Origin of the sequence: Nonomuraea sp. NPDC050022 (genome assembly GCF_044460705.1) — a bacterium.
GTDB lineage: Bacteria > Actinomycetota > Actinomycetes > Streptosporangiales > Streptosporangiaceae > Nonomuraea.
This window is the reverse complement of sequence record NZ_JBITKE010000018.1, coordinates 103,856-128,762: the sequence shown is the minus strand read 5'-3', so window position 1 is coordinate 128,762 and position 24,907 is coordinate 103,856. Positions and strand designations below refer to the sequence as shown.

Sequence of the window (24,907 nt, the reverse complement as noted above, 5' to 3'; positions counted from 1 at the left end):
TCAGGCCCGCATCCGGGCGGTGTGCGTCAGGCACGCCAGCAACGCCACCTGCTTGACCGGGTCGTAGCGCGACAGAATGTCGACATCCTGGGCGTCGGCCTCACCAGCGAAGTCGGCGATCTTCGACGGCGCGATGCCGTCCAGCCAGGCGTCGGTGTCGCCGAGCGCGTCCACCTGGTCCAGCCATCTCACCTGCTCGCGGAATCGCGACCAGGTGGCCCGCTGGGCGGGCTTCTTGAGCCGGTTGAACGTCGATTTGCCATCCGGCCCGACGACGAGCAGACCTTCCATCCGGGCCCGGCCGGCCTCGCCCATCCGCTGCAGGATCGTGGCGAAGATGGTGGTGTTCACCTCGGCCCGAATGCTGGTGGCCAGGTCCTCCAGCGTCGTGTATCCGAGTAGTTCCAGCCGGAGCCGGAGTAATTCCTCGATCGCGACGTTGATCAGGTCTGCCGGGTTGTTCTTGGCTTGGGCCGCCTTCCGGATCGCCACTGCGGCAATCGCCCGGGCCCGGCCCGCGTCGTACTTCACGCCCTGACGCTGGCGCACCAGCTTGCGATGCGCCTTTGCGCTGCCGGAGGAGCCATGGTCCGGCCAGACATCGTCGGCCAACTCCAGGCAGCGCCGAACGTGGTCGATCACCACCTCGGGGATCTCGTCCGGGGACGGGAAGCGCGCCATCTTCTGGAAGCACTTCAACGCCAGCACCAGCGCGAAGCACGACTCCGGGCTGCCGGTCCGTTTTTCAGCCCAATCCACCTCTTCCGGCGACGGCGTGAAGAACACGTGCAGCACCTGCGCCGAGGTCAGCCGCTTGAACTGCGGATAGGCGGTCCGCTCGATCCACGTCATCCAAGGCCGTCCCTCGCCTCGATCCCGGCGTCCAGACGCCGAAACCGTAGCGACGACCAACTCCAGCAGACGCCTTGTTCACCAAACCGCAATCAAGCCCAAGCAGAGGGCCACATCATCCGAGGAACACCCCCTCTGACTAGCCGTTCAGCAGCCCCACTGTCCCTTTCTCCCGTACTTGGTCTGCCCCCTGGAGGGAGAGCGGCTCCGCGGGCGGGGAGGGCCAGAATGCAGAGTTGACGGATCTGCTTGGCGAGCGATACGCGCGAATGACTGACGACGGCGGGTTCGGCCGCTGAGGCGGGGCTCGTGATCAGCGCGGTCATCGCAATGAGTAGAACCGCGACGGTGACGCATAAGCGCCGCCTTGCTAAGGCGCTCACCCCGCGATTGCGGGACCTGACCCGGGTCACCCTGGCACGGGACGACACCCCGACCGAGATCGCCAAGCGCTACCCGCGCGCCGGGCCGCTGCTAGGCGCGCGCTGGAATGAGGACCTCATCGCCGACTGCTGGCTGGACCTGCTGCGGATAGCTGGATCGCTGAAATACGGACAGGCCACCGCCTCGCTGATCGTCGGCAAGTGGTCGGCCGCCTCCCGGCAGAACACCCTGGCCGCCGCTCTGAAGGAATGGGGCATGCTGCGCAGGACCGTCCATCTGGCCAAATACCTGTCGGACCCAGCCTTCAGAAGGAAGATCTCGCGACAACTGAACAAGAGGGAAAGCCTGCACGCACTGCGCCGCGACCTGCACTGCGCCCAGCAGGGCACCATCACCCGCCCGTACCCGGAACAGCAGACGGAGCAGGCGTGGTGCCTGACCCTGCTGACCAACTCGGTGGTCGCGTGGACGGCCGAATATTATTCCAGAGCTGTGCTGGAGCTGCGCTCCCAGGGCCGGGAGGTGAGCGACGAGATCCTGTCACACATCTCGCCCGGCCACAGCGACAACATCAACTTCTTCGGCGTCATCAACGTGGACGTCGAGGCGGCACCGGCCAAGCTCGACACCAGCGGATGGCGACCGCTTCGGCCCGTCCAACTGCGCCAACCGGGGCTGACCCCGTGACCTGAGTCCCTCGAAGAGGCACAAAAGCCCCGCAGCTGCCCGGACGGAGTGCGAGGCCGGTGGGCCAACGGCGCGGGGGTTATCGGTTCGTCGGCTGGCCCGCGATCAAGGGCGCGGTGGACTTGCGGTGGTGAGAGGCGCGGGCTTTGGCGCGGTTCCCGCAGATGTCCATGGAGCACCAGGTCCGGCGCCGATTGCGGGAGTGGTCGTAGTAGGCCCATCGGCAGCTCGGCTCCCGGCAGGCCTTCAGCCGCGTCCACGTGCCCTCCGCTACGGCCTCGGCCACGACGGCGAGCAGCCTGGCCAGCGCCGCCTCCACCGGTGCCGCGGTGCGGGCGATCAGCCGGGGCGGGAAGACGGTCACGTCGAGCATCAGCGGGAAGTCGCGGGTGAGGTCGGCGAGTTCGGCGCGGGCGGCGGGATTGAGGCCGTCCGGGCGCGGACTGGAGACCGGCTCGGTGTTGTTCTCGGCGATCAGCGCGCGTAGTCCCTCGCGGATGCGTTCGGCACGGTTGCGCTGCTCGGCGTTCACCACCGTGTCGGCTGGCACAAGGCCGCGGGCGCGCAACCACGTCGCCAGCTGTTGCGGGGTTGCGATGTCGTCGCCGTCGCGGCGGCGGGTGTTGATGAATTCCTCGATCACGCGCAGCGGCATCGGCGCCGTCCCGGCCTCGAGGTTGTCCGGCACGGGCTCGGCAGCACGCTCATCCATCACGCCTCGTAGCCTACCCGGCTATCGGCGATGGTAGGTTATCTAACTGGCGTAACCGATACGTCAGTTAGATCGAAGGGATCGCTGGTGAGCATCAGCATCGGCAACATCTGCATCGACACCAACGACCTGGCCGGCGGCACCGCCTTCTGGCGGGCGGTTACGGGGTACCAGGTCGCGTCCTCGGACGAAGGCACCACCTACCTGCAGGACGCGAACAAGAACGGCGTCGGCCTGTCCCTGCAGTCCGTGCCCGAAAGCCGGGAGGGCAAGAACCGGCTGCACCTGGACCTGTTCACCGATGACCTGGCAGGCGAGGTGGACCGGATCCGGGCTCTCGGCGCGACCGAAGTCCAGCGTTTCGACGGCTGGATCGTGCTGGCCGACCCCGAGGGCAACCAGTTCTGCGTCGTAGCCGCATAGGCATCCCATCCCCACTACAGAAGAGACAGACATGGCCTCCGTGCAGAAGGAAATCATCATCGACGCCGACCCCGCGGCCGTGTGGGAGATTATCAGTGACTTCACAGACGGGCCCGTCCGGATGGCGCCGGGCTTCGTCACCGACAGCCGGCTCGACGAACACGAACCGGACGTCAGGGTCGTCACGTTCGCCGACGGAACGGTGCTGCGGGAGCGGCTCATCGCGCTCGACGAGGAGCCGCGCCGGCTCGTCTTCTCAGTCATCGGCGGCACCATGCAGCCGGACCACGACAACGCCTCGATGCAGGTCATCCCGCGCGGGGACGGCGGCAGCCGGTTCATCTGGATCCACGACGTGCGACCGGACGACCTTGCCCTCCCGATGGGCGCCGGAATGGACCACGGCCTGAGCGTCTTCAAGCGGACGGTGGAGTCCGCCGACGAGCGCCTCGGCTAGGTGTACTGATCGGGGACGTTGACCAACCGCGAGAAGGGCGGCTGGTTGGCGCACGCGGTGTGGGGCCGGTGGTGGTTGTAGTCGTGCAGCCAGTCCGGGAGCGCGTCTCGGCGTTCTGCCTCTGAGGCGTAGCAGCGGGCGCAGGCCCATCCGTCGGCCATGGTGCGGTGGAGGCGCTCGACGTTCCGTTGGTCTGGGGCCGGTACGGCCGGGTGTACTTCGGCCGGATCGACAGCGCCTCGCGGGTGTCCCGCCATAGGTGGGACCGGTAGGCGCTGCCGTTGTCGGACAGGACGCGCTCGATGGTGACGCCGCGCTGGGCGAACCAGTCGACGGCTCGGTGCAGCACGCCTGCAGCCGTGATGGCGGTTTCGTCCTCGTGGACCTCGGTGTACGCGAAGCGGGAGTAGTCGTCGAGGACGGTGTGGACGTAGGCGCAGCCGAGCTTTGGGCCACCGTACTGGTTGCGTGGCTTGCCGGGGGTGCCGGCTCGGTTGCGGTCACCTTGGCGGCGGCCGACGTAGCGCCGGCCGCCGCCGTCGGGGATGTTCCCGAGCTCCTTCACGTCGACGTGGCTGAACGGGGGCCCTTCCCGCAACCGCATTCGCAAGCTCACGCACCGCTTCGACACGGCCTTGGACGGCTTGTTCGGCGACGACTTCGGCCGGGACGAGCGGTCATGCATGGGCTCGGCGGCCAGGTACACAGGTTGAATGCGTAGAGTCTTCACGGCGTGACGGATAGCGCCCGGTGCGATACGACCGTGGTATGCGGTACGGGCAAAGGGGCGGGTATACGCCCGCCGAGCAGTGTCGGCGGTCTTCTAATTGAGCCGGAAAGACCGCTGACAAGCAGGAACGGCGCGAGCGTCTACGGCTGCAAGCGGCCGAGTGGTTCGAGGCCGGAGAACGACCAAAACGGTCGCCGCACGGTTACGGGTCCACGAGCGGTCGGGGACCTGCTGGCGCAAGGCCTGGCGCGAGGGCGGGACGCAGGCGCTGCGCTCGAAGGGGCCCGTGTCGAAGGAGAAGCTGTCGGCCAAGCAGTGGGAGCGACTCGAGACCGAGCTTCGGCGCGGCCCGCTGGCCTGGGGATACGACGAAAACCAGTGCTGGACGCTGAACCGCATCAAGATGCTGATCGGCCGGCTGTTCCACATCGGCTACACCATCGAGGGCGTGGGCGGGGTCTTGGGACTATCCGGCCGGAATTGAACGATAAGCCTCCACCGCAGGTCAGGGGTGCGTGCGAAGGGGCGTTGGTGGATGGGGTGCCCCAGATGCGGCACGCCTGCCCTATCTGTAGGTCATCGGCCTGGAAACGACCGGTACGATCGGGAGAAGATCACGAGCTGTCGCGCGGGCGTGGAATGAGGAGACCGGTTGAGCGATAGCGGGGCCGCTGATGCTGACAACGAGGCCGCGAAGGCGGCGCCTTCGTTCGAGCCGGTGCGGGTAGGGATGGCTGGCCGGACTGGCTCGGCCGTAGGCCGATCAGCTCGGTCGAGCGGGATCGGATCCTGAAGGATCTGAGCGCCGATCAGGAAGAGCTGGACGCTGTCCAGCGACAGGCTGGCCTGCGTCTTGCGCCGCTGTTCTCGTCCGTGACCATCGAAGGGTTCGGCGGGCAAGGTGATCCACGGAAGGTGGCCCGGCTGCGAGTCGCAATCAATGCGGCGTGCAGGGTCGCGGCGGGCGATCGGCGGACCAGGTATCACGCGACCGATGGGCGCATCACGATCGGGATCGCTGGGCCGGACGCGCGTGAGCGGATCGCGGTGCTGCGCCGGCAGATCGCCAAGATCGGCGGTAGCCGGGGCTGGACGATCACCGAAGATCTGAACTGAGCCGGTTCTCGTGGTGAGTGGAGGCACTTCTCCACCATTCGAGAGCCGCTCCGGCGACCGTGCCGAGGTCAGCCAGATGCCACAGCCTCACCCGCCGGCTCTGCCGTCACCAACCGCACGGTGATCGTGGTCCCGTACATGCGTGCGGCCTCGAACAGGGTGTTGAGGACGTTGCTGAGGTGCTCGGCGTGGGAGCCGCTCAGCCGGTAGTGCCAGAGCGTGGTGACCGGAGCCCAGGTCATCACGGGCCTGATCATCGCCACTTGCCGGTCGAACTGCTCGGAATTCAACTCGCCGTTGGAACGAGCCGTCACGACCACGTCGAAGGTGTCCATGACGCCGTTGTACGCCATGGGACCTACACGATTACGGATGCCATCGGCGCGTAGGCGATGAAGAGGCCTGCCTGGATGTGCTCTGCGCGGTCCTATCGCACCCTTCGACGTTCCGCCGCCGCATGGGCCGCCGCCGAGGCCTGGTCAACCACTGCGTTCGTGGGGACTGGTCGTGTGTCACCCGGTGGGCCTCCGCTCCCGAAGATGTCCCCAGCCGCCAGGTTGCGGAGTGAGAGATCGCGATTGCGGTTCGTGATCGTTTCGGTGCGGTGAATGTGGCTGATTGGGCGGGCCGTCTCATCGTGTTCGTGCGGCACGTTCGTCGCCGAGCTTGCCCAGGAGAAACCCAGGAGAAAGAAGGGGGTCAGCCCACAAAAGCCCAAAACCCACATTGAGATGGTCTTGAAGGGTTGGGCGGGTGGGTTTGATGAAGCTGTGATCTTCTTCGTCTGTTGTGTGCGTGTTCGTCTCGCTACGGTGTGTCTCGTTTGTTGAGCGGGCCGGCCGGGAGGCGTGTGCGGTGACGTCGGTGGAGCGGACCGCCTATCGGGTGTTGCCGCGGTTGATGACGACGCGTGAGTTGTATCTGTTCTTCTCTCCTTCACAGGAGGAGAGGGCGTGGGCGCGGGAGAAGACCGACACCGATGAACACCTGTTGGCGTTGACGCTCGCGCTCAAGTGCTCTCAGCGGCTGGGCCGCTTCGCCAAGGCTCGCGAGGTGCCAGTCGTGGTGGTGGAGCACGTGCGGCGGTGTCTGGAGCTGATGGATCGCGGGATCGCGGCCCTGGTCGACCCGGCCCGGCTGGCGGCGATGGACCTGCCCGACCCGGCGTGAGTCGCCGGCCGGAATCGTCAGAAACGGTAGTGCGCGACCGTGGTGCCTAGCCTGGAGAAGGTCGTGCTGAGCGCCGACAGTCGGGTCCACAGGCGCAGGGCCGTCGGGAACTGGTCGACCTCGGGCTCCCGGGTGAGCAGGATGTGCCGGATCAGGGTCAGTCGCGGGTTCCACCGTACGGGGTCGAGGCGGTCGAAGCCGGGGGACTTGAAGAGGGGGATTAGGAACCGGCTGCCAGAGTAGTGTTTCGCGGCCCAGACGGTGAATCGGGTGTAGACGTTGAACGCTATCTCCCCGCTGGGAAAGTGGCTGGTGAGACGGTCCAGCAGAGTGATCATCTCTTCCTGGGAGAGGAAGGGCAGCACGCCGTCGGCGACGATCACGGCGGGGCGGTCGGCGGGGAGCGCCTCCAGCCAGCCGGGCTCGGTCAGGTCCGCGCCGATCGTGTGCGTGTGCGGCCGATCGGGGATGACCCGGTGCCGGGCGTCCACGACTTCGGGGAAGTCGACGTCATACCAGTCAGCCGTGTGCGGCGGGTCGATGCGGAGGGCCCGGGTGTCGAGGCCGGCCCCCAGGTCGATGCCGATCGCGTTGGGATGGCGGGCGATGAACTGCTGCGCGATCTCGTCCAGTTTCTTGGCGCGCTGGGCGACGTCGATGGCCGAGGCCGCGCTCCAGCGGAGTTTGCGGTGGTCGTAGCCGGTCTTTTGGATGATCTCGTAGGCCATGCGGTCTCCGAGCATGGGGCTTGGCAGGCGGCTGTCGAGTGCTCGGCCGCACAGCGTCACCCACAGGGTTTCCTGCAACGGGGTCAGGGTAGGAAGAGTCACTCCCAATGATGTCCTCCAGGCTCAGGTGGTGGGCATGTCGCGTCGGGTGAATCCGGCCAGGCCGGCCGCGACGAAGGCTGCCGCGGCGACGGTCATGATGATCAGAGGCGCGGCCGCCATGTCCCCGCCGGGAAGTTTCGGTACGTGCTCGAAGACCGACAGGTCGATGACCCATTGGTCGAGCTGCAGTTCTCCGCCGACCCAGCCGAACAGCATGCTCACCATGGCCACGGCGAACGTGCCGGCGACCAGCCGGGGCAGCAGCCCGAACAGCGCGAACGCGATCCCGGTGAACACCCACACCACCGGGAGCTGCACGAGTGCTGCGGTCAGGAGACGGGGCAGCTCACGGGCGACGTCGCCGGTGTTGAGTCCGTGCGCCAGGCCGGCGGCCGCCCCGAAGGCCACCACCCCGAGCGCAGGACCGAGCAGCGCGAAGGCGAAGTGGCTGCCCGCCCAGCGCAGCCGGTTGGCCGGCGTGGCCAGCAGAGGCTCGGCCCGGCCGTCGCGCTCTTCATTCCTGAGCAACAGCGCGGACTGGATAGCGAAGCAGGCGCTGACCAGGCCGAGCATGGTCATCAAGGGCCCGAGGAACTGGTCGACGAGCGTGCCCGGACCGCCGAGCCGGGCGAGCGCCTCTCGCGCCGCGGCACCGCCGTTGTCCATCAGCGCGCCGAGGCTCGCCGACATCGCGCCGATCACCAACCCGACCAGCGTGAGCCCCACGACCCTGCTGATCAGCGGGCCGCGGTGCAGCCGCCAGGCCAGCGCCAGCGGGCTGCGCAGGCGCGGTCCCGCGGCGGCCGGCCCCAGCCGGGCCTGGAACATGCCGCTGCCGAGGTCGCGCCGCGCCGACAGCACTACGGCCAGCGCACTGAGTGCGATGACGACGATGGCTGCGGGCGCGAGGACCCACCAACGCTCGCCGCTGTAGGGCCGCAGCGCCTCCGCCCAGCCGAGCGGCGTCAGCCACGACACCCAGGCCGGCCCGTCACTGGTCTGTCCCGCGATGTCCCCGATGCCGCGCAGGATGAGCGCGGCGCCGAGCACGGTGATCCCGATGGCGCGTGCGCCGCCCGCGCCCGTCGTGAGCTGCGCGGTCACGGCGCCGATCGCGGCGAACACGCAGCCAGCCGTCGCTAACCCGAGCCCGAGCGCCAGGGAACCCGCCACCGGCAGGTCCTGGCCGATCAACGCCAACGCCGACGCCACGCCCAGGACGAGGCTGGCCACACAGGTGACGATCAGGGCGGCGGCCAGGTTCGCGTGCCGCGCCACCGCGGTCGCCCCGACCAACTCGCGCCGCCCGGCCTCCTCTTCCGTACGCGTGTGCCGGACGACCGTGAGCAGGGCGAGCAGCCCGACCATGAACGTGACGAACCCCGACCGCCAGGCCACAAGCTCGCCGAGGCTGGAGCCGTTCAGCACGCCGTAGGCGACGGTGAAGGCCCTGGTGTGGACGCTGGTCTCGTAGTAGGCCTGACGAGCCTCGGCCGTAGGGTACGCCCCGGTGAACGCGCCGACGAACACCACGGGGACCAGGCAGATGAAGACCACCCACAGGGGCAGCAGCCACCGGTCACGCCGCAACACCAGGCGGACGAGCTTTCCGGTGCCTGTCAAGGGGTTCATCGTGCCGCCTCCGCGTGCCTGCCACCGGCGCTCGCGCCCGCGCGGTCGTAATGCCGCAGGAACAGCTCCTCCAGCGTCGGCGGCCGGCTGACCAGGCTGCGCACGCCCGCTGCGGTGAGCTGACGCAACGCCGCGTCCAGCGCGGCGGCGTCGACGCTGAAGCGCACCCGGCCGCCGTCGGCACGCAGACCGTGCACCCCCGGCAGGCCTGCCAGCCCGTCCGGTGAGCCGGCCAGCTCGGCCTCGATGGCGGTGCGGGTGAGGTGGCGCAGTTCGGCCATGGTGCCGGACTCCACGGTACGGCCGTCGCGGATGATCGTGACGTGGTCGCAGAGCGCCTCGACCTCGGAGAGGATGTGGCTGGACAGCAGCACCGTACGGTCACCCGCGCGCTGCACTTCCTGGATCGTCTGCCGGAAGACCTCCTCCATCAGCGGGTCCAGGCCGGAGGTGGGTTCGTCGAAGACGAGGAGTTCGGCATCGGAGCACAGCGCGGCGACCAGGGCCACCTTCTGCCGGTTGCCTTTGGAGTAGGTGCGGCCCTTCTTGCGCGGGTCGAGGTCGAAGCGTTCGATCAGTTCGTCCCGGCGCCGCCGGTCGAGGCCGCCGCGCAGCCGGCCGAGCAGGTCGATGGTCTCGCCGCCGGACAGGTTGGGCCACAGGGTGACGTCGCCGGGCACGTACGCCAGGCGGCGGTGCAGTTCGCCGGCCTGTGTCCAGGGGTCGCCGCCGAGCAGCCGGGCGGTGCCCGCGTCGGGGCGCATCAGGCCCAGCAGGATCCTGATGGTGGTGCTCTTGCCCGCGCCGTTGGGCCCGAGGAATCCGTGCACCTCGCCGACCCGTACGACGAGGTCGAGGCCGTTCAGTGCCCGGGTCGGGCCGAACGACTTGACCAGTCCGGCCATAGTGATGGCATCGGTCTCAGCCATGATGGGTGTCCTTGCGCTGGAAATGATCTCCCTGCTCGGCCTCCCAGGCGGTCCGGGCGGCCTTGAGCATCGTGTCGTCCACGTACATGCCGTGGGTGTAGATCTCGAGCATGGGCAGCCCGACGCGCTGCAGCACGTCGAGGCCCATGCGGTCGTAACCGAGCGCCCGCGTCAGGGCCGGCGCCATGGTCAGCGTGGCGAGGCTGATCAGCACGGTGAGCACGGCCAGTGCCCGCACGTCCGAGGAGGGGCGCATCGAGCCATCGGCGATTCCGGCCCGGAAGAACTCCTCGGTCTCCTCCACCAGCGTGTTGACGAACGTGGTGGCCGCCGAGGAGTCCTCCTCGATCGCGCGCACCATGTACTGCACGTGGAGGCCGTATTCCTCCGGGTTCGCCAGATATTCGCGGGACAGATCCGGCACGCCGGCCGGGCGGGCGGAGGTCCGGGCGCGCCGCACGAGTATCTGCAGGACATGGTCGTCGCAGACGCTGCGCAGATGGTCCTTGCTTCCGAAGTGGCGAATGATCAGGGCGGCGCTCACTCCTGCGGTGGCCGCGATGGCACGCAGGTTTGTCTTCTGGAAGCCGTCGCGGGCGAAGTGCGCGATGGCGGCATTACGGATCTTGGCCTGAGCGGTCAGATCCGATAAGAGAGATGAACACACATTTACTATAATAAACATGTGTTTAGTGACGTGGCAACCCGGGGTCAGAACGTGGTCAGGACGATCTTTCTGGGGGCGGCCGGAATACGCCAGAAACGGGCCGTAGGGAGTCCATGGCTAGCTCTCACCTGCGGCTTCAGGCGCAGTGACGCTCCCGAGCCCGGCGACGACGATGGCGGTGATGTCCGCGATGTGGGCCGAGCGCTTCCTCAGGCGCGGGTTGGCTGGCCGGGCCAACACGCTGCCGGACTTCGCCCCGGGCGAGTGAGAGCGCTCCGGCGAAGAGGCGATCGTCGCGGGCTGAGGCTCGTCACCGGCAGATGCCACCCTCGGTCGGGAGGTGCGGGGGCAGCGCTACACAACCAGCCCGGGTGCGGGGTTCACGCCCGCCTGCGGTTGCCCCGCCGGAGTGGATCGCGGGCGACGTGGTCGGCGACGGCGTCGACGCCGGGCCGGGCGTAGCGTTCCAGGGAGCGGACGGAGGCGTGGCGGGAGCGGACCAGCAGGGTGGGGGTGTTGGTCCCGTCCTCCGCTTCATGGGTCAAGGCGGAGTGACGCAATTGGTGCAATGTCCACCCGCCGCGAGCCTCGAGCTCGGCCGGGTCGGTGATGCCGGGGTGGGCCAGCGGCCGGGTGAGCGTCTCGAACAGTTCGGCGGCGCGCCGGTACGACAGCCGGGCCCGCCCGGTGGCTGGGCAGACATCGCCGCTCGGGGTGCGGGCGGGCGCGCGGCGGTCGGTGAGGAACACCGGGCCGCGGGTGCGGCCCTTCAGCAGTCGGGGCAGCAGTTGGGCGGTGCCGGACTGCCAGTGCACCCAGTCGATGCTGCCGCCCTTGGAGGTAACCCGGCCGCGCTTGTCGGCCGGCAGCAGGTCCTCGATGTCGAGGCAGAGGATCTCCTCGGCCCGGGCGCACGTTTCATACAGGGCCTTCCAGAGCGCGCGTTCGCGCAAGCCGGCCTTCAGCTCGAACAGGTCGGTGATCTGCTCGCGCGTCAGTGCCCGGGTGCGGTTTGGTGGTGCGGGCCGGCGCTCGATGCCGATGATCGGGTTGCCGGCCAGCCAGCCGCGGGCGCACCACCAGGCGATGGCGGCCTTCATCACCGCCAGCCATGTCGCTCCCTTGGACCGTTTGGACTGGCCGAAGTAGTGCGGGTTCGGCCGCCCGTAGAAACGCATGGCGTCCCTTCGATAGGTCGAGGAGGCCGCCAATGGTGGCGGCCCCCTCGGTGCGGTGAGGTGGGTGCGATCAGTGGTTCCGCGCGCTCAGGCGCGTCGCGAGGGTGGTGATGAAGGTGGCGATCTCGTCGGGGTTCTCTTCGGCCATGAAGTGCCCGGACGTGGTCGGCTGGTAGGTCAGGTCCGGCGCCCAGGCCCGCCACAGCGATGCGGCGTCGAAGCCGAGCTGGGAGCCCCAGTCTTGTGAGATGACGCCAACCGGCATCGCGAGCTGCGCGCCACGTTCACGGTTGGCTCGATCCATCTCCAGATCGATGCTCGCGGTGGCCCGGTAGTCGGCCACGATGGAGTCGATCGCGGCGACCGAGCTGTCGATGTAGTAGGCGCGCTCCTCATGGGTGAAAGTCGTGCCGCTGGGGTCCCATGCGTCCAGGAAGGAGCCGAAGAACTCCGGAGCGACTGCGCGGATCATCTTCTCGGGAAGCCCGATGGGCTGAGCCATCAGGTACAGATGCCAGGCGACCTTGGCGTCGACTCCCTGCAGAACGGCCCACGTGTCGAGGGTGGGCAGGACGTCGAGGATCCCCAGGTAGTCCACGACGGCGGGGTGGTCCAAGCCTGCGCGGACGGCGACCAGTGCACCGCGGTCGTGCCCGACGAGCCCGAAGTGGTCCACGCCGAGAGTGGACGCGACCGTCACGATGTCCTGAGCCATCGTGCGCTTGGAGTACGTGGCGGGGTCACTCCCGTCCGGCTTGTCGCTGTCGCCGTATCCGCGCAGGTCAGGGACGATAACCGTGTGGTCGTCGGCGAGCCTCGCCGCGACGTGGCGCCACATGTAGTGGGTCTGCGGGAACCCATGCAGGAGGACCACGGCCGGCCCGCTCCCGCCGACGGCGACGTTGAGGTTGACGCCGTTGGCGCCGGGGATGGCCTGGTAGTCGAAGCCGTTGATCGTCAGTCGGCTGGTCATGCGTTCTCCTTCGCGGCAGGCGCGGCGGTCTCATGGGCGGTGGGGGCCGGGTGGCCGGAGAAGATCCCGGCGGGCAGGGGGGCCCGCCCGGACGATGCCTTCAGGGCTGGGATGACGATGGTGTCGACGAGTGCGGACAGGTACTCCTCGTCGACTGCGAGGTCGTTGACCCGTCGCAGCAGGAGGGCGGCACCGACCACCTCCTCGAATGCGAAAGGGTCCGCGCCGTCGGGCAGCTCGCCGCGTGCGATCGCGGCGTCGATGACCTGTCGCGGCAACCGAGCTCCTGTCGGGCCGACGGCGTTCTCGATGGCCTCGCACAGGTCCGGGTCCTCCAGACCCGCCTGCAAGAGCAGCATCGCGGTCTGACTGTCCGCAGCGCGCATGGTCTGGTCCAGGCGCCGACACAGGCTCAACACGTCCCCGCGCAGGCTGCCCGTGGCGATCGGCTCGCCGGCCCCGCGCTGTGCGGGCCCAGCCTTGACCGCAGCGATCACCATCTCCCGTTTGGACCCCCACCGTCGATACAGGCTCGCCTTGGATGTCTGGCACCGTCGGGCGACCTCCTCGAAGGACACCCCCTCGTAACCGGACTCCGCCAGCACCTCCAGTACGACACCAGTGATCCGCTGATCCAGAGCTGCATCACGGGGACGGCCGCGCGCCGCCCCCTCAACGTTATTTCGATACGTCACGCCCCGTATCGTAATGGACGGGGCTGAACTCCATCAAATCAACGTCTCCGGTCAGTACAGCTAGGCCGGCCGCGTCGTCGCCCGTCGCGGTCCTCCCCCGTGAGGACTGTGACCAGCCGCGTGACCGGACGGGGCCCGCCCCATGCGGCGACGGGGCGCTCACCCGGTTGGATCACCGGGTGCCGATGAGGTGGTCGAGCGGAGGTACCGGTCGGCGAGACGGCGCAGGTGCGTGCGGAGTTCCGGCGGCCCGGTGACGTCGAAGTCCGCGTCGAGCAGGCCCAAGTGGACGCCGAGGGTCTCGATCGTGTCGGTGCCGGTGTGCAGGACGCAGGTGCGTTCGTCGAGGCGTTCCACTGTTCCGACCGCCGGGCTGATCCGATCGGCGATGACCTCGGCCGGCGCGTGCACGGTGACCTGCGCCCGGTAACGCCAGGCGGCGGCGGACACCCGGCGTGATACGTATGCGGCGATGTCGTCGTCGGGCAGGTCGCGCGGGGTGAAGCGGGGGCCGGTCGGGGTGCGAGGTCGGATCCGGTCGACGCGGAAGGTACGCCAGTCGTCCCGTTCGACGTCCCAGGCCAGCAGGTACCAGCGGCGTCCCCAGTTGACGAGCCGGTACGGCTCGACAGTGCGCACGGTGGCCGCGCCGGCGTGGTCGTGGTAGTCGAAGCGGAGCCGTTCCCGGTCGCGGCAGACCGCGCTCAACGTGGTCAGGAGCGACGCATCGACGCTGGGGACGGCGACCGCCTCCTCGTCGTCGAGCAGCAACGGCGGCAGCACGGCACCGGCGCCGAGCCGGTAGCCGCTGGCGGAACCGCGGGTGGCCGGCACCGGGTAGCCGAGGGTGCGCAGGCGCTCCACGTCGGCGCGCACGGTTCGCCCGCTCACGCCGAGGCGTTCGGCGAGTTCGGTTCCGGTCCAGTCGCGTGGGGTTTGCAGGAGGGAGAGCGGCCGCAGGAGGCGGGCCGAGGTTTCCAACATTCCTCAAGGATCCCCGACAATTAGGAGCGATTTCTTCCTAATGGTCCGGCACGATCGGCGCCATGACCGAGAGTGACACGGCCGAGATCCGTGATTTCCGTATCGACATCCCGCAAGCCGACCTGGCCGAGCGCCTGGCCCGGGTCCGCTGGACCGACGAGCTGCCCGACGCCGGCAGCCACTTCGCCGCACACGACGTGCCCAACCTGCTGATCGACGACATCCACGGCTTCTTCCGCCGGCTGCGCTGAACCATGCCGATCGGGGTGCGCGCCGCGCGCACCTCCTGTTAGACCTTTCGGGAGCACCGCCATGCAGACCCTGACCCGCCGCGCCCTCAACCGCGCCACCCTCGATCGGCAGCTGCTCCTGCGCCGCGCCGACCTCACCCCGCTGCAGGCCATCGAGCACCTGGTGGGCCTGCAGGCGCAGACCCCGCACACCTGGTACATGGGACTGTGGAGCCGGCTCACCGCGTGCCGGCCCGAGGAGATCGCGGCGCTGCTCACCCAGCGCCAGGCCGTGCGGATCGCCCTCATGCGCTCGACGATCCACCTCGTCAGCACGGCCGACGCGCTCGCGCTGCGCCCGCTCGTGCAGCCGTCGCTGGACCGCGACCTGTTCGCCAACCACACCCACGGCCGGGCGATGCGCGACCTGGACACCGGCCTGGTGGTGGCCGCGGGCCGGGAACTGCTTGACGAGCGGCCCCGCACACCGGGCGAGCTCGGCCGGCTGCTGGCCCAGCGGTGGCCGGACCGCAACCCGGCGAGCCTCGCCTACGCGGTGCGTAACCTCCTGCCGATCGTGCAGACCCCACCCCGCGGGGTGTGGGGCGCCGGCGGCCGGACCGTCCACGCTCCTCTCGAGTCGTGGGCAGACGCGCCGCTGCGCACCGACCACACGATCGACCAGATGGTTCTGCGTTACCTGGCCGCGTTCGGCCCGGCGACCGTACGCGACGTGCAGACCTGGTGCGGCCTGACCCGGCTGGCAGAGGTGCTCGACCGGCTCCGGCCCCGCCTGGCCACGTTCCGCGACGAGAACGGCGCGGAACTGTTCGACCTGCCCGACGCGCCCCGGCCCGATCCGCAGACCAGTACGCCCGCCCGGTTCCTGTACGACTTCGACAACCTGCTGCTGTCACACCACGACCGCACCAGGGTGATCACGGACGGCCTCCGCCAGCAGAACTTCAAACCGCACGGACCCGTCCCTCGCCTGGTGCTCCTCGACGGCTTCACGGCAGCGACCTGGACGTTCGCCACCGCACACGGCACGGCGACACTGACCGTGCACCCGTTCGCACCGCTGTCCGCGCCCGATCGCGACGCGTTGACCGTCGAGGGCGGCGGCCTGCTGGACTTCCTCGCTGCCAAAGCGTCACACGAGATCCGCTTCACCGCCCCAGGTCACCGAGACCACAGCGATCCCGGCAACGGGTAGCCGGAGGAGTCCTCGCTGCCGCGGAGCTCGCTCCCATTGCCATGGCTCTTGCTCCGCCGCGTCCAGGACACATCGCAAGGAGGTTCGGTGGCTGACCCTAAACCAGAGAGGTGTTTCATAAGCGAAACGCCTATGAAACAGCGGCCAGGCGTCCGGACACGCCAAGATCGGATACGCCCGCGCCTCGACGGTGCGCCAGTCGCTGCAGACCCAGCTCGACTCCCTCGAGGCCGCCGGGGTCACCCGGGTCTTCTCCGAGAAGATCTCCACCCGCGCCACGCGGCGCCCCGAACTCGAGCGGGTCGTCACCCTGGCCCGTGAGATGCGCGCTTCCGGCGTCGCGGTCACCTTGGTCGTCCACGAGCACAAGCGGCTCGGCCGCGGCCTGGCGCTGGCCGAGCTCGCCAAACAGCTGCGCGCCTGCGACGTCGGCCTGGAGTTCCTCACCGGCGAGCTGCAAGGCAGCCACGATCCGTCCGGCGTGGTGTTCACCGTGCTCGCGGCCCTACCGGGGATGGAACGCGAATACATCCGCGACCGCACCCTGGAAGGCCACGAGTCCGCCCGCAAGAACGGCAAGGCCATCGGCGGCGCCACCGTCACCGATGAGGCCATGCTTTCCATGGCACTGCATCTGCGCGACCAAGACCTCAGCCTCCGCGAGATCGCCTCCCGCCTGGTCATCACCCAGGGCGCCAAGAGGGGCCGGCACCCCTCCCCGGCCACCGTCATGCGCATGCTCCGCGACCACAACACCAGCATCACCGAGCTGGGCGCCGGAGCCGACGATGCGAAGCAACGGCCGTAGTCCCTGACAGGCCCTGCCGCAAGAAGGTGTCGCCGTTGGAGTGGATGCGCACAGCGGCGGCGGTTGTGTCCGGGGCGGGGATGAAGGAGGCGTTGAACCGGTCGGTGGCGGTGTGAGTGTTCGGTGCGGGCGCGGTGGATGTGGGCGGGGTCCGGGGTCAGAGAGATTGGAACGGAATCCGGCGTTGACGGGGTTCCCGCTGATCAGCGAGCCGACGTTTCCTTGCTTCCAGCCCGTCGCCCTCCAGCCGAGTCTCAACGGGCGGGGGTGCGGCCGAGCCTGGTCTCCAAGCCATCCAGGATGCGCTCGACGCCGTAGACGAAGGACTCCGCGCGGATCTGCTCCGGATCCTTGGTCTGCTCCGCGGCGCGCCCGTCGCGCAGGAGCGGGTAGTCCCGCAGGACCTGTTCGGTGGTCGGTCGCAGGCTCTCAAGCCAGTCTTGCTCGTTCTGGCCGCTGCGGGCGAGCACCGACAGGTAGGCGGCCTCGCTGGTGGTCATCCCGATGACGTAGGCGATGAGCAGATTCATGGCCTGATCGGCCTCGTCAACGGCAAAGCCCGCCGCTTTGAACAGGGCGAGCATGCGCTCCGACTGCCGCATCAGATTGGGCCCGAGGTAGGCGAGCCCGATCTGGCCGAGCACGGAGGCGACCCAGGGATGACGCAGCACCATCGAGCGCAGGCTGTGGGCGGATTCGGTGACGGCCGCCCGCCAGCGTGCGGGGTCGGCGGCGGGCACCCGTACCTCGCCGTAGATCTCGTCCACGACCAGCTCGATCAGCTCGTCCTTGTTGGCCACGTGCCGATAGAGAGATGTGGCTCCGGCGCCGAGCCGGACGCCGAGGCTGCGCATGCTCAGGGCGTCGATGCCCTCGGCGTCCAGCAGTTGGATGGCCTCGGACACGATCCGGTCGCGACTAAGCGACGGCTGCTCCCGCTTGGGACGCGGGCGAGCCCATACCGAGGGGATGGGCTGCTTCTCGGCTGGCATACAGGTCTCCTCGTTGCGGGACGCCCATGGTAGCGTACGGCGTTCGCAGCATGCGTACAGCGATCCCCTTCTGTGAGCATCGAAGGCTCGCCCCAAGTGCGTCGTGCGCCGAGAACGCGCACGTGCGCTACACGTTCGCTGGTAACCGCCAAGCTGCGCGGCCGCACGGCTGGATCGCCGCACCGCTGCGCTGCTACACAGCCGCGCCGCCGCCGGGTGGTGCCTCACGTCTGCTGACCGTCTCGGCCGTAGCAGCGTGCGCGGTTGCGTACATCGATCCACTATGCGTACAGTGTGCGCATCGGGGAACAGCGTACAGGAGGAAGCATGGCGACGAACGTGCAGTGGACCGAGCAGGGTGGCTGGACGGCCAGCGGCGACTGGGGAAGTGCCGGCTCGCAGGGGCAGACCTTTGACCTGGCCCGCTGGCAGGCGCGCTTCGACGAGCTGCGCCGGCGGCACCACGTGCCGGGCGCGTCACTGGCGGTGCTGGTCAACGGGCGGGTGCACGAGCTGGCGAGCGGCGTGCTGCACCGGGGCACCGGCGTGGAGGTGACGACTGACTCGGTGTTCCTGTCCGGCTCGATCGCCAAGGTCTACACGGCCACTCTGGTAATGCGGCTGATCGACGAGGGCCGGCTGACGCTGGACACCCGGGTGGCCGACGTCTTGCCCGAGTTCGCTACCCCCGACCCCGTCGCCACCCGGACGATCACCGTCCGCCAGCTCCTGTCGCACACCGGCGGCGTCACCAACGACTTCAATTACGACGGCGGGCGCGGCGACGACTGCCTGGCCCGCTACGTCGAGGCCGCCCGGGACGTGCCGCTGGACTGCCCGCCCGGCACCGCGATCTCCTACGGCGGGCTCGGCTACATCGTGCTGGGCCGCCTCATCGAGGTCCTCACCGGCCGCACCTGGGACCAGGCCCTCAAGGACCTGCTGTTCACCCCGCTCGGCCTGGAGCGCTCGATGACGCTGCCGGAGGAGGCGCTGCGCTTCCCGACCGCGATGAGCCACCTGGGCGAACCCGGCGCCGACCCCGACCCGGCCCCCGCCTGGGACCTCATGCCGCGCTCGGCCGGCCCCGCCGGCCGCGTCATCACCTCCGCCGGCGACATGGCCCGCCTGGCCGCCATGCATCTGGCCGGCGGCGGCCCGGTGCTGTCGGCCGAGGCGGTCGCCGCCATGCAGCGCCGCGAGACCGACGTGCCCGACAAGTGGACCGTCTCCGCCGACGGCTGGGGGCTCGGCTGGACCCTCTACGACTGGAACGGCGTGCCCGGCTACGGTCACGACGGCGCCGCCATCGGCCAGTACGCCTACCTGCGCGTCGTCCCGCACGCCGGCCTCGCCCTGGTCCTGCTGACCAACGGCGGCAGCGCCCGGCTCCTGTACGCCGACCTGTTCCGCGACCTGCTCGCCGAGCTCGCCGGCGTCACCATGCCCGCCCCCTTCGGCCCGCCCGCCGAACCCCCTACCGTGGACGTCACCCCGCTGCTCGGCACGTACCGGCGCGCCGGCGTCGTCATCACCATCAGCCAGGACAGCAGAGGCGCCGGTGACGGCCTGCGCATGCGTTACGAGTTCGTGGACGACATGAAGGACATGTCCCCGCCCCTGGACATGGAACTCCTCCCGGTGACCCAGACCGTCTTCGCGGCCACGGGGGCGGGCCCATCCTTCAGCGAGGACTACATGCCCGTCGTCTTCTCCACCCTGGCCGATGGCACGGCCTGCGTGTACGTCGGCATGCGCGCCACCCCCAAGATCGCCTGACGCCGGCGAGGCGGCATACGACCCGGCGGAGGTGATGCGGGCCACCGGACAGCCCGCTCATCCTCGCCGAGCACCCTCCGCGTTGGGCTCTCACCCGCTGCCTGGAGCACTACGCCCGACGTCGGTCTCGCGGGAGCGGCCGTACTCCACCGGGGTGGAGTCCACGCCCCATACACAGTGTCATACCCGCAACTGCTCACCCCCGAGGAGAAGCTCGCCGACGCGAAGAAGCTGTTGAGCCTTCCGCGTATCGTCGTGATCTGCGGCTCCACCCGCTTCATGGCCGAGATGAACGAGGCCGATCTGCGGGAGACCAAAGCCGGAAAGATTGTCGTCAAACCGGGCTGTGACATGAAGTCGCCGCACGAACTTCGGTCCGATCCTGTCGAGGCTGAGGCGCTAAAGGTTCGACTCGACGATCTGCACCGGGCGAAGATCCGGCTCGCTGATGAGTTGCTCGTAGTCGGCGACTACATCGGAGACAGCACCCGAGCCGAAATCGCCTACGCCCGGTCGCTGGGCAAGCCCGTGCGGTTCACGCACCCCGAAGTCGACCCTGACGCCTGACCGCCCGCTGCCGCCTCGACAACCAGGGCCGGCAGCCCGCCGCCTGACCGTCTCGCGGAGGCTTCGGCCGCCGCCCACCCCACACCCTCCGCAGGCATCCCTTGGAATTGATTATCTAGGTAGCACCGAGCGCCGTGAATTCTTCGCCCAAGCCGACTTTCTGAGCCTCGTTCAGGAGTTCGCCCAGCCGGTGCCACTTGTCGTGACGTGCTGGGACAGGACCGGCAACGCGGGACTCGGTTAGTCATGGGGCCTTTGCTCCGGAAGCTGTCGCCGAAGCGCAGGTGGAAGGCGTAGAAGCTGTGCACCACCGAAAGGTTGTGCGCGGCGCCTAGCCAGCCGCCACCATCGGCTTGCCAGTCTTGGGATTGACCGACCCGGCAGGGTAGCCCGCCTCGCGTCGCCGCTGCCGCTGCGGATTGCGCTCCGATCGCAACCACCCCACCGATGTGGCGGCCTCGGCCTCGGTGGCGTGTTCCCAGCCGACGTCAACCGCCCACAGCAGCCTTCTCTGCACCTTGTCGAGCTGAGCTTGTTGGCGGGTTGGGTGTGGGCCTTCGTGTGCTGGCCTCGGTGGTGGAGGTTCGGGAGGCTTGTAGGTTTCTCGTATGCCTGATCAGCGTGTGGAGATCGTTGAGTACGACCCGCAATGGCCTGCGAGGTTCGCCGACCAGCAAGGCAAGGTGTCGGCGGTGCTTGCTCAGTGGCTGGCCGCTCCGGTCGAGCACGTTGGCTCGACCTCGGTTCCGGGGCTTGGGGCCAAGCCGGTCATCGACATGCTGGCGCCGGTCCGCTCGCTGGCAGAGGCGCAGGATGCGGTGTGCGTGCTCGAGGCGGACGGCTGGTTGTTCTGGCCGGACGATCCCTGCCGTCACTATCGGCTGTGGTTCCTGCGCCCCAGGCCGGAAGCCAGAACTCACCATCTGCATCTGATCGAGCATGATCACCCAAATGCTCGCGCGTTGCTCGGCTTCCGAGACGCCCTGCGAGCCGACCAAGAACTGCGACAGGAATACGAACTGTTGAAGCTGGACCTCGCCGACCAGCACCACGACAACCGCAACGCCTACTCCAACGCCAAGAGCGCGTTCATCGAACGAGCACTGCGCGAAATAGGCATCGAGCCGCCGGCGCGGACCAGGCTGCGGGAATAGAACGCCGAGTCGACTCGCTCCGGGCGGACCTGCGCAGATCACGCCCGGCATCCCGAGGTCGACTGGAGCGACCCGGGCCAGGCTGCGGTGTGATCCCGTTTCTGCCGCAGGAAGGCGAGAGTGAGGTCGATGCTTCTCCGAGCCAGCCCTCGTGCTGAGTTCGGCTAACCGCGCGCTGGTCGAAATGTTCCTCGAACCCGAGGTACGCGCCTCGGTCGCCTTCGCCGTCGTTGGATGCTGTCGGCGGTTTCGAGGAACGGTGTCGCGGGCGCTTCCGCTGGGCCAGGCTCATCGGCGTACGTCCAAACCTGCGGACGTGGGCTCCTTACGCAGACGGATGGTCGATATGAGCTGTGGTGAGCACGGACCAAGTCTGGCCCAGCCAGCAACCAGACCGCGGCAACCGAGTCCGGGCGATACCCCGACGCTGTCCGGCAGAATCGACTGGGATTTATCGACCGGAGTTGTCGGATCTGGGCCGCGTTGTTCGTAGCTAGGGTGAGCGGTCGCCCACAAGGGCGCTGTCACGACCAGCTGTCACGACCAGCTGTCACGACCAGCTGTCACGACCAAGGGAGATGCCGAGCGATGCTGCAGCACCCACGGGCCAAGGTCCACCGCATGTTCGAGCTCGTCGAGCCGATCGCCACCGTCACCTTCTCCGAGGTGGTGAACGAGGCGTTCCTGGCCCTCGGTATGCGCAACTACTGGGACGGGTATTTCGCGGGCCGGGCCGCGCCGCTGGGGCCGGCACCGGCCGCGGTGGTGCACGCGGTCTTCTACAACTTCGCCGATGGCGAGGTGGCGCGCCACATCCCATGGGTGTGGGGGAAGGTCAGCCCGGAGGAGGCGATCGCCGTGCGCGAGCGGGGTAGCGCCGCCGCGCTGCGGCAGATGATCGGGGAGCTCGCCGACTCCCCTGGTCTGGTGCGGGTCGCCGACCTCGCCACCCGGGCAGCGGTCAGCGCGCCGGCCGAGGGTCGAGCGCTGTACGCCGGGCTCCAGGCGCTCGACGTGCCCGAGGAGCCAGTGGCCAGGCTATGGCACGCGGCGACGCTGTTGCGGGAGCATCGCGGGGACGGCCACAACGCCGCCCTTCTCGCCCACGGCATCGGCGGCACCGAGGCCCACGTCCTCATGGCTCTTTCCCTCGGGATGAGGGCGGAGGAGTTCGGCCGGATCCACCACCTGCCCAAGGCACAGCTGGCCGCCGTCGTCGATAGGCTGCGTGGCCGCGGCCTCGTGGACGCCGCCGGCGGGTTCACCGACGCCGGCCGGGAGACCAGGGAGCGGATCGATGCCCTCACCGACGAGCTGGCAGCGCCGGCGTACGACGTGCTCAGTGCGGACGAGCTCGACGAGCTGGTCACGGAGCTCGAGCCGATCGCCGCCGCGGTATGGGCCGTCGACAAGTGAGCGGGCATCATGCGGCAGCGACGGCCACACCCCCAGCACGGCCACCGAGGTGAGCAGGTCGTTGCGCGGGATCATCCGCTGGCCGCCATGAACGCCGAGGCGTAGCGACGACCGCTGTTCCTGGCGTCCTACCCTGTCAGCATCTGGGTGACGATGACGTAGAGCGCCCAGACCGACAGCCCGGCCATGATGATGATCTCGCGCCAGCCGAGGCCGGGCCTGGCCTGGATGGCGTACGACATGGTGATGCTGGGCGCCGCCGGCGCGGGGCGGTGTCGCGAGCCGCCCCGTCGGCGGTGAAGGGTGGCGCCAGGATCGGGGAAGCGGATCATCACAGCCGGCCGGCATCGGCGTCACACTCCGAGGGGCTATCTCGTCGGTAGGTATCGAGGCGCCGGTTTCATCGCCAGGCGTCCATGACCGCATGATCTCGATCCAAGGAGAAGGCGACGTGTCCACAGCTCAGGAAGCACGCAACAAGGAGACGTACCACCGCTTCCACGAGGCCATCAACAGCGGCGATCTGGAGGTCATCTCAAAGGCGATCGACGAGCTCATTCACCCGGACGGGCGCTTCCACACGGCGGAGCGGACCGCCGTGAACGCGGTGCAGGCGCAAAAGCGCATCTGGGAGGTCCTCCTGCGCGCGTATCCCGACATCCGTATAACGCTCGAGGACCTGATCGCCGAGGAAGACAAGATCGTCGCTCGGCAGACGGTCACCGGGACCAATTCCGGTGAATACCGGAGCATGCCCCCGACCGGCAAATCCGTCACCTACCACGAGATCTTCATCATCCGCTTCGCCGACGGCCAGATCACCGACATCTGGGGAGTCGTCGACCTCTACTCACAGCTGCGGCAACTCGGCCTCATCCCGGCATAGCGCGCCCACCGCCAGAAGGCCCGGGGACAACCGCCGAGCCGAGAGCCCGGACCGTCCTCAGCTCATGAAGACGACCTGGATGAGTACGGCGACCGCCGCCCCGGCCCCCATGACGGTGCCCACGACCGCGAAGGGGAATTCTTCGGTTCGCCGGTTCCTGACGTACCCGGACAAGCCACTGGCGAACTGGGCGGCGAACGCGCAGGCGGCGGCCCCCAGAACCCCGAGAACGCTCGTACCGCCCAGTTTGTCGGCGAAGACGGTGTAGTACAGGAGCTCGAAGGTGATGACCACGCCGGCCGCGGGCAGCCCCCAGGTCAACCAGAGATTGTCGGGGGCCTGGGGGCGGCGCGGTGCGTTGGCTGGGTACGGAGCTCTGCTGTCGCGTCGGCGATCCCGTTTCCGCGGGCGTCTCTTGCTGCTGTTGCTCCCCACCCCCGGTCAACGAACCCGATGATCGCGAGGTTCCACGAGCTGCCCGCGGCCTGAGACTCTAAGCAACCGATGTTGACTATCTACGGCTAGTCAACTACGGTTGCTTATATGCCGGTCGAAGACGTACCCGTTCCCAAGGATCCCGCCGACTCGCTGGCGGCCGTCGTGGCGCTGCGGCTCTTGGCCGATCGGCTGGAGGACGCCGCCGTGGAGCAGGCCATGCGCGCGGGCTGGAGCTGGCCGGATGTCGCCGAGGCCCTCGGCGTCACCCGCCAGGCGGTGCACAAGAAGCACGTCAAGCGGCTCATCGCCGCCGGAGTCGCGCTGAGGAGACGACAGTGAGTGCGATGGATCACTACATCAACGCGATCATGGAGCGGGGAGCGGCGGAGGCACAAGAGGATGGGTCCTCGGCGATCGAGGCCCACCATCTTCTGCTGGCGATCGCGGCCGACGAAGGCACCGCCGCCCACCGCGTCCTGGCCGCTGCCGGGCTCGGGCGGCAGGCGATCCGGGACGCGCTCGACAGGGAGTTCGAGCACAGCCTGAGTGCGGTCGGCGTGAGCGTCGCCGCCTTCGACCTCCCCAAGCCCGCCGCCGCCCCCGAGCCGCCGAAGCTCGGCGCTTCGGCGCGGCTCGCGATCGAACGCGGCTTCACCGCCGCCACCGGCAAGAAGGACCTGCGGCCGGCGCATCTGCTGCTCGGCGTCCTGGACACCGGGATCGGCACGGTCCCCCGCGCGCTCGCCCTGGCCGGTCTGGACCGGGTGGATCTGATGGCGCGCGCTCGGGAGGCGCTCGCCGGAAACAGCTGGTAGAGCCGGAAACAGCTGGTAGACCGGCCCACCGCTTCGCCAACTGAACGGTTGCGGCCAGGCGTTCCTTGACGCCACCTGATTCTCATTCCCTTTCCCTATGCCCCGGCCTGGTCCGCGGCCGCCCGCGCAGCGAAGCGGGCCGCTCGGCTCAGGCCGTGATCAGGCATGCCCTCGCAACGCCTCACAC

General features: G+C 68.8%; 30 protein-coding genes and 1 pseudogene. 17 read left to right on the top strand and 14 right to left on the bottom strand.

What is annotated here, in order from left to right; all coding sequences use genetic code 11:
- On the bottom strand, positions 1–852 hold the full coding sequence (locus tag ACIBO2_RS52330; RefSeq protein WP_358548122.1) for a DUF4158 domain-containing protein: 852 nt from the start codon (positions 850–852) through the stop codon (positions 1–3).
- A gap of 330 nt (positions 853–1,182) precedes the next feature.
- Between ACIBO2_RS52330 and ACIBO2_RS52325 the strand changes: the two genes are divergently transcribed.
- The gene (locus ACIBO2_RS52325; RefSeq protein ID WP_397304792.1) at positions 1,183–1,923 is read left to right on the top strand and encodes a Tn3 family transposase; all 741 of its coding nucleotides are present in this window, start codon (positions 1,183–1,185) and stop codon (positions 1,921–1,923) included.
- Between the two features lie 79 nt (positions 1,924–2,002).
- Here ACIBO2_RS52325 and ACIBO2_RS52320 read toward each other — a convergent pair whose 3' ends face one another.
- On the bottom strand, positions 2,003–2,635 hold the full coding sequence (locus ACIBO2_RS52320) for a CGNR zinc finger domain-containing protein (RefSeq protein ID WP_397304791.1): 633 nt from the start codon (positions 2,633–2,635) through the stop codon (positions 2,003–2,005).
- Between the two features lie 87 nt (positions 2,636–2,722).
- Here ACIBO2_RS52320 and ACIBO2_RS52315 point away from each other — a divergent pair, with 87 nt between their 5' ends.
- Together ACIBO2_RS52315 and ACIBO2_RS52310 are read left to right on the top strand one after the other, a co-directional pair.
- Positions 2,723–3,058, top strand: a complete 336-nt coding sequence (locus tag ACIBO2_RS52315) for a VOC family protein (RefSeq protein ID WP_358548114.1) — start codon at positions 2,723–2,725, stop codon at positions 3,056–3,058.
- Between the two features lie 31 nt (positions 3,059–3,089).
- Positions 3,090–3,515 (top strand): SRPBCC family protein, encoded by a 426-nt coding sequence (locus tag ACIBO2_RS52310; protein ID WP_358548112.1) that lies wholly within the window; start codon positions 3,090–3,092, stop codon positions 3,513–3,515.
- Here ACIBO2_RS52310 and ACIBO2_RS52305 read toward each other — a convergent pair.
- Positions 3,512–4,218, bottom strand: a pseudogene (locus ACIBO2_RS52305) (integrase core domain-containing protein); the annotation flags it as partial. The gene ACIBO2_RS52310 and the pseudogene ACIBO2_RS52305 sit on opposite strands and share 4 nt — an antisense overlap.
- A gap of 313 nt (positions 4,219–4,531) precedes the next feature.
- On the opposite strand from ACIBO2_RS52305, the gene ACIBO2_RS52300 reads away from it, so the two are divergent.
- Complete coding sequence (locus ACIBO2_RS52300; RefSeq protein WP_397304790.1) at positions 4,532–4,729, top strand: hypothetical protein; 198 nt, start codon at positions 4,532–4,534, stop codon at positions 4,727–4,729.
- Between the two features lie 431 nt (positions 4,730–5,160).
- Complete coding sequence (locus tag ACIBO2_RS52295; RefSeq protein ID WP_358548107.1) at positions 5,161–5,361, top strand: hypothetical protein; 201 nt, start codon at positions 5,161–5,163, stop codon at positions 5,359–5,361.
- A gap of 68 nt (positions 5,362–5,429) precedes the next feature.
- On the opposite strand, the gene ACIBO2_RS52290 is transcribed toward ACIBO2_RS52295, so the two are convergent.
- Complete coding sequence (locus ACIBO2_RS52290) at positions 5,430–5,714, bottom strand: hypothetical protein (RefSeq protein WP_358548104.1); 285 nt, start codon at positions 5,712–5,714, stop codon at positions 5,430–5,432.
- 502 nt (positions 5,715–6,216) lie between these two features.
- On the opposite strand from ACIBO2_RS52290, the gene ACIBO2_RS52285 reads away from it, so the two are divergent.
- A complete protein-coding gene (locus tag ACIBO2_RS52285; protein ID WP_397304789.1) occupies positions 6,217–6,531 on the top strand; it encodes a DUF4158 domain-containing protein in 315 nt (104 codons plus the stop codon).
- Between the two features lie 17 nt (positions 6,532–6,548).
- Here ACIBO2_RS52285 and ACIBO2_RS52280 read toward each other — a convergent pair whose 3' ends face one another.
- Genes ACIBO2_RS52280 through ACIBO2_RS52265 form a run of 4 tightly spaced genes read right to left on the bottom strand, consistent with a single transcriptional unit; the run spans position 6,549 to position 10,589 of the window.
- A complete protein-coding gene (locus ACIBO2_RS52280; protein WP_358548099.1) occupies positions 6,549–7,337 on the bottom strand; it encodes a class I SAM-dependent methyltransferase in 789 nt (262 codons plus the stop codon).
- A gap of 45 nt (positions 7,338–7,382) precedes the next feature.
- On the bottom strand, positions 7,383–8,993 hold the full coding sequence (locus ACIBO2_RS52275; protein WP_358548097.1) for an ABC transporter permease: 1,611 nt from the start codon (positions 8,991–8,993) through the stop codon (positions 7,383–7,385).
- Positions 8,990–9,922: an ABC transporter ATP-binding protein gene (locus ACIBO2_RS52270; RefSeq protein WP_358548095.1), complete on the bottom strand. Its 933-nt coding sequence runs from the start codon at positions 9,920–9,922 to the stop codon at positions 8,990–8,992. The genes ACIBO2_RS52275 and ACIBO2_RS52270 overlap by 4 nt, the downstream gene beginning before the upstream one ends.
- Complete coding sequence (locus tag ACIBO2_RS52265; protein ID WP_358548092.1) at positions 9,915–10,589, bottom strand: TetR family transcriptional regulator; 675 nt, start codon at positions 10,587–10,589, stop codon at positions 9,915–9,917. Before ACIBO2_RS52265 ends, ACIBO2_RS52270 begins: the two co-directional genes overlap by 8 nt.
- A 145-nt stretch (positions 10,590–10,734) precedes the next feature.
- On the opposite strand from ACIBO2_RS52265, the gene ACIBO2_RS52260 reads away from it, so the two are divergent.
- On the top strand, positions 10,735–10,857 hold the full coding sequence (locus ACIBO2_RS52260) for a hypothetical protein (RefSeq protein WP_397304788.1): 123 nt from the start codon (positions 10,735–10,737) through the stop codon (positions 10,855–10,857).
- 112 nt (positions 10,858–10,969) lie between these two features.
- Here the strand turns inward: ACIBO2_RS52260 and ACIBO2_RS52255 are convergent, their stop codons facing one another.
- The 4 genes from ACIBO2_RS52255 to ACIBO2_RS52240 all read right to left on the bottom strand — a co-directional run bounded on the left by ACIBO2_RS52255 (position 10,970) and on the right by ACIBO2_RS52240 (position 14,419).
- On the bottom strand, positions 10,970–11,767 hold the full coding sequence (locus ACIBO2_RS52255) for a tyrosine-type recombinase/integrase (protein ID WP_397304787.1): 798 nt from the start codon (positions 11,765–11,767) through the stop codon (positions 10,970–10,972).
- 70 nt (positions 11,768–11,837) lie between these two features.
- A complete protein-coding gene (locus tag ACIBO2_RS52250) occupies positions 11,838–12,740 on the bottom strand; it encodes an alpha/beta hydrolase (RefSeq protein WP_358548088.1) in 903 nt (300 codons plus the stop codon).
- The gene (locus tag ACIBO2_RS52245) at positions 12,737–13,435 is read right to left on the bottom strand and encodes a TetR/AcrR family transcriptional regulator (protein ID WP_358548085.1); all 699 of its coding nucleotides are present in this window, start codon (positions 13,433–13,435) and stop codon (positions 12,737–12,739) included. Before ACIBO2_RS52245 ends, ACIBO2_RS52250 begins: the two co-directional genes overlap by 4 nt.
- Positions 13,436–13,594: 159 nt before the next feature.
- The gene (locus ACIBO2_RS52240) at positions 13,595–14,419 is read right to left on the bottom strand and encodes a helix-turn-helix transcriptional regulator (protein ID WP_397304786.1); all 825 of its coding nucleotides are present in this window, start codon (positions 14,417–14,419) and stop codon (positions 13,595–13,597) included.
- 62 nt (positions 14,420–14,481) lie between these two features.
- Between ACIBO2_RS52240 and ACIBO2_RS52235 the strand changes: the two genes are divergently transcribed.
- From ACIBO2_RS52235 to ACIBO2_RS52225, 3 genes are all read left to right on the top strand, one after another.
- Complete coding sequence (locus ACIBO2_RS52235) at positions 14,482–14,670, top strand: hypothetical protein (protein ID WP_397304785.1); 189 nt, start codon at positions 14,482–14,484, stop codon at positions 14,668–14,670.
- Between the two features lie 61 nt (positions 14,671–14,731).
- The gene (locus ACIBO2_RS52230; RefSeq protein ID WP_397304784.1) at positions 14,732–15,865 is read left to right on the top strand and encodes a winged helix DNA-binding domain-containing protein; all 1,134 of its coding nucleotides are present in this window, start codon (positions 14,732–14,734) and stop codon (positions 15,863–15,865) included.
- 166 nt (positions 15,866–16,031) lie between these two features.
- Positions 16,032–16,673: a recombinase family protein gene (locus ACIBO2_RS52225; protein WP_397304848.1), complete on the top strand. Its 642-nt coding sequence runs from the start codon at positions 16,032–16,034 to the stop codon at positions 16,671–16,673.
- A 254-nt stretch (positions 16,674–16,927) separates the two neighbouring features.
- Here the strand turns inward: ACIBO2_RS52225 and ACIBO2_RS52220 are convergent, their stop codons facing one another.
- Positions 16,928–17,665, bottom strand: coding sequence for a TetR/AcrR family transcriptional regulator (locus ACIBO2_RS52220; protein ID WP_397304783.1), 738 nt, complete (start codon positions 17,663–17,665; stop codon positions 16,928–16,930).
- A gap of 327 nt (positions 17,666–17,992) precedes the next feature.
- Here ACIBO2_RS52220 and ACIBO2_RS52215 point away from each other — a divergent pair, with 327 nt between their 5' ends.
- The 5 genes from ACIBO2_RS52215 (at position 17,993) to ACIBO2_RS52195 (ending at position 23,467) form a co-directional block, all read left to right on the top strand.
- On the top strand, positions 17,993–19,444 hold the full coding sequence (locus tag ACIBO2_RS52215; protein WP_358548074.1) for a serine hydrolase domain-containing protein: 1,452 nt from the start codon (positions 17,993–17,995) through the stop codon (positions 19,442–19,444).
- Between the two features lie 177 nt (positions 19,445–19,621).
- Positions 19,622–20,011 (top strand): hypothetical protein, encoded by a 390-nt coding sequence (locus tag ACIBO2_RS52210; protein ID WP_358548069.1) that lies wholly within the window; start codon positions 19,622–19,624, stop codon positions 20,009–20,011.
- A gap of 608 nt (positions 20,012–20,619) precedes the next feature.
- On the top strand, positions 20,620–21,165 hold the full coding sequence (locus ACIBO2_RS52205; protein WP_397304781.1) for a GrpB family protein: 546 nt from the start codon (positions 20,620–20,622) through the stop codon (positions 21,163–21,165).
- Positions 21,166–21,753: 588 nt separating this feature from the next.
- Positions 21,754–22,581: a helix-turn-helix domain-containing protein gene (locus ACIBO2_RS52200; protein ID WP_358548063.1), complete on the top strand. Its 828-nt coding sequence runs from the start codon at positions 21,754–21,756 to the stop codon at positions 22,579–22,581.
- A gap of 451 nt (positions 22,582–23,032) precedes the next feature.
- The gene (locus ACIBO2_RS52195; RefSeq protein ID WP_358548060.1) at positions 23,033–23,467 is read left to right on the top strand and encodes an ester cyclase; all 435 of its coding nucleotides are present in this window, start codon (positions 23,033–23,035) and stop codon (positions 23,465–23,467) included.
- Positions 23,468–23,524: 57 nt separating this feature from the next.
- Here ACIBO2_RS52195 and ACIBO2_RS52190 read toward each other — a convergent pair whose 3' ends face one another.
- Positions 23,525–23,788: a hypothetical protein gene (locus ACIBO2_RS52190; protein ID WP_358548057.1), complete on the bottom strand. Its 264-nt coding sequence runs from the start codon at positions 23,786–23,788 to the stop codon at positions 23,525–23,527.
- Between the two features lie 222 nt (positions 23,789–24,010).
- Between ACIBO2_RS52190 and ACIBO2_RS52185 the strand changes: the two genes are divergently transcribed.
- Together ACIBO2_RS52185 and ACIBO2_RS52180 are read left to right on the top strand one after the other, a co-directional pair.
- Positions 24,011–24,244, top strand: coding sequence for a winged helix-turn-helix domain-containing protein (locus ACIBO2_RS52185; RefSeq protein WP_357955340.1), 234 nt, complete (start codon positions 24,011–24,013; stop codon positions 24,242–24,244).
- 5 nt (positions 24,245–24,249) lie between these two features.
- Entirely contained in the window at positions 24,250–24,720 is a 471-nt protein-coding gene (locus ACIBO2_RS52180; protein WP_358548412.1) for a Clp protease N-terminal domain-containing protein, read from the top strand.
- Positions 24,721–24,907 lie beyond the last annotated feature (187 nt).

Excerpts from the sequence above, each read along its gene's own strand:
- ACIBO2_RS52330 (WP_358548122.1), bottom strand. The coding sequence starts at position 852 with ATGACGTGGATCGAGCGGACCGCCTATCCGCAGTTCAAGCGGCTGACC.
- ACIBO2_RS52325 (WP_397304792.1), top strand. The coding sequence starts at position 1,183 with ATGAGTAGAACCGCGACGGTGACGCATAAGCGCCGCCTTGCTAAGGCG.
- ACIBO2_RS52320 (WP_397304791.1), bottom strand. The coding sequence starts at position 2,635 with ATGGATGAGCGTGCTGCCGAGCCCGTGCCGGACAACCTCGAGGCCGGG.
- ACIBO2_RS52310 (WP_358548112.1), top strand. The coding sequence starts at position 3,090 with ATGGCCTCCGTGCAGAAGGAAATCATCATCGACGCCGACCCCGCGGCC.
- ACIBO2_RS52290 (WP_358548104.1), bottom strand. The coding sequence starts at position 5,714 with ATGGCGTACAACGGCGTCATGGACACCTTCGACGTGGTCGTGACGGCT.
- ACIBO2_RS52275 (WP_358548097.1), bottom strand. The coding sequence starts at position 8,993 with ATGAACCCCTTGACAGGCACCGGAAAGCTCGTCCGCCTGGTGTTGCGG.
- ACIBO2_RS52270 (WP_358548095.1), bottom strand. The coding sequence starts at position 9,922 with ATGGCTGAGACCGATGCCATCACTATGGCCGGACTGGTCAAGTCGTTC.
- ACIBO2_RS52255 (WP_397304787.1), bottom strand. The coding sequence starts at position 11,767 with ATGCGTTTCTACGGGCGGCCGAACCCGCACTACTTCGGCCAGTCCAAA.
- ACIBO2_RS52250 (WP_358548088.1), bottom strand. The coding sequence starts at position 12,740 with ATGACCAGCCGACTGACGATCAACGGCTTCGACTACCAGGCCATCCCC.
- ACIBO2_RS52240 (WP_397304786.1), bottom strand. The coding sequence starts at position 14,419 with ATGTTGGAAACCTCGGCCCGCCTCCTGCGGCCGCTCTCCCTCCTGCAA.
- ACIBO2_RS52235 (WP_397304785.1), top strand. The coding sequence starts at position 14,482 with ATGACCGAGAGTGACACGGCCGAGATCCGTGATTTCCGTATCGACATC.
- ACIBO2_RS52230 (WP_397304784.1), top strand. The coding sequence starts at position 14,732 with ATGCAGACCCTGACCCGCCGCGCCCTCAACCGCGCCACCCTCGATCGG.
- ACIBO2_RS52220 (WP_397304783.1), bottom strand. The coding sequence starts at position 17,665 with ATGCCAGCCGAGAAGCAGCCCATCCCCTCGGTATGGGCTCGCCCGCGT.
- ACIBO2_RS52215 (WP_358548074.1), top strand. The coding sequence starts at position 17,993 with ATGGCGACGAACGTGCAGTGGACCGAGCAGGGTGGCTGGACGGCCAGC.
- ACIBO2_RS52205 (WP_397304781.1), top strand. The coding sequence starts at position 20,620 with ATGCCTGATCAGCGTGTGGAGATCGTTGAGTACGACCCGCAATGGCCT.
- ACIBO2_RS52200 (WP_358548063.1), top strand. The coding sequence starts at position 21,754 with ATGCTGCAGCACCCACGGGCCAAGGTCCACCGCATGTTCGAGCTCGTC.
- ACIBO2_RS52185 (WP_357955340.1), top strand. The coding sequence starts at position 24,011 with ATGCCGGTCGAAGACGTACCCGTTCCCAAGGATCCCGCCGACTCGCTG.
- ACIBO2_RS52180 (WP_358548412.1), top strand. The coding sequence starts at position 24,250 with ATGGATCACTACATCAACGCGATCATGGAGCGGGGAGCGGCGGAGGCA.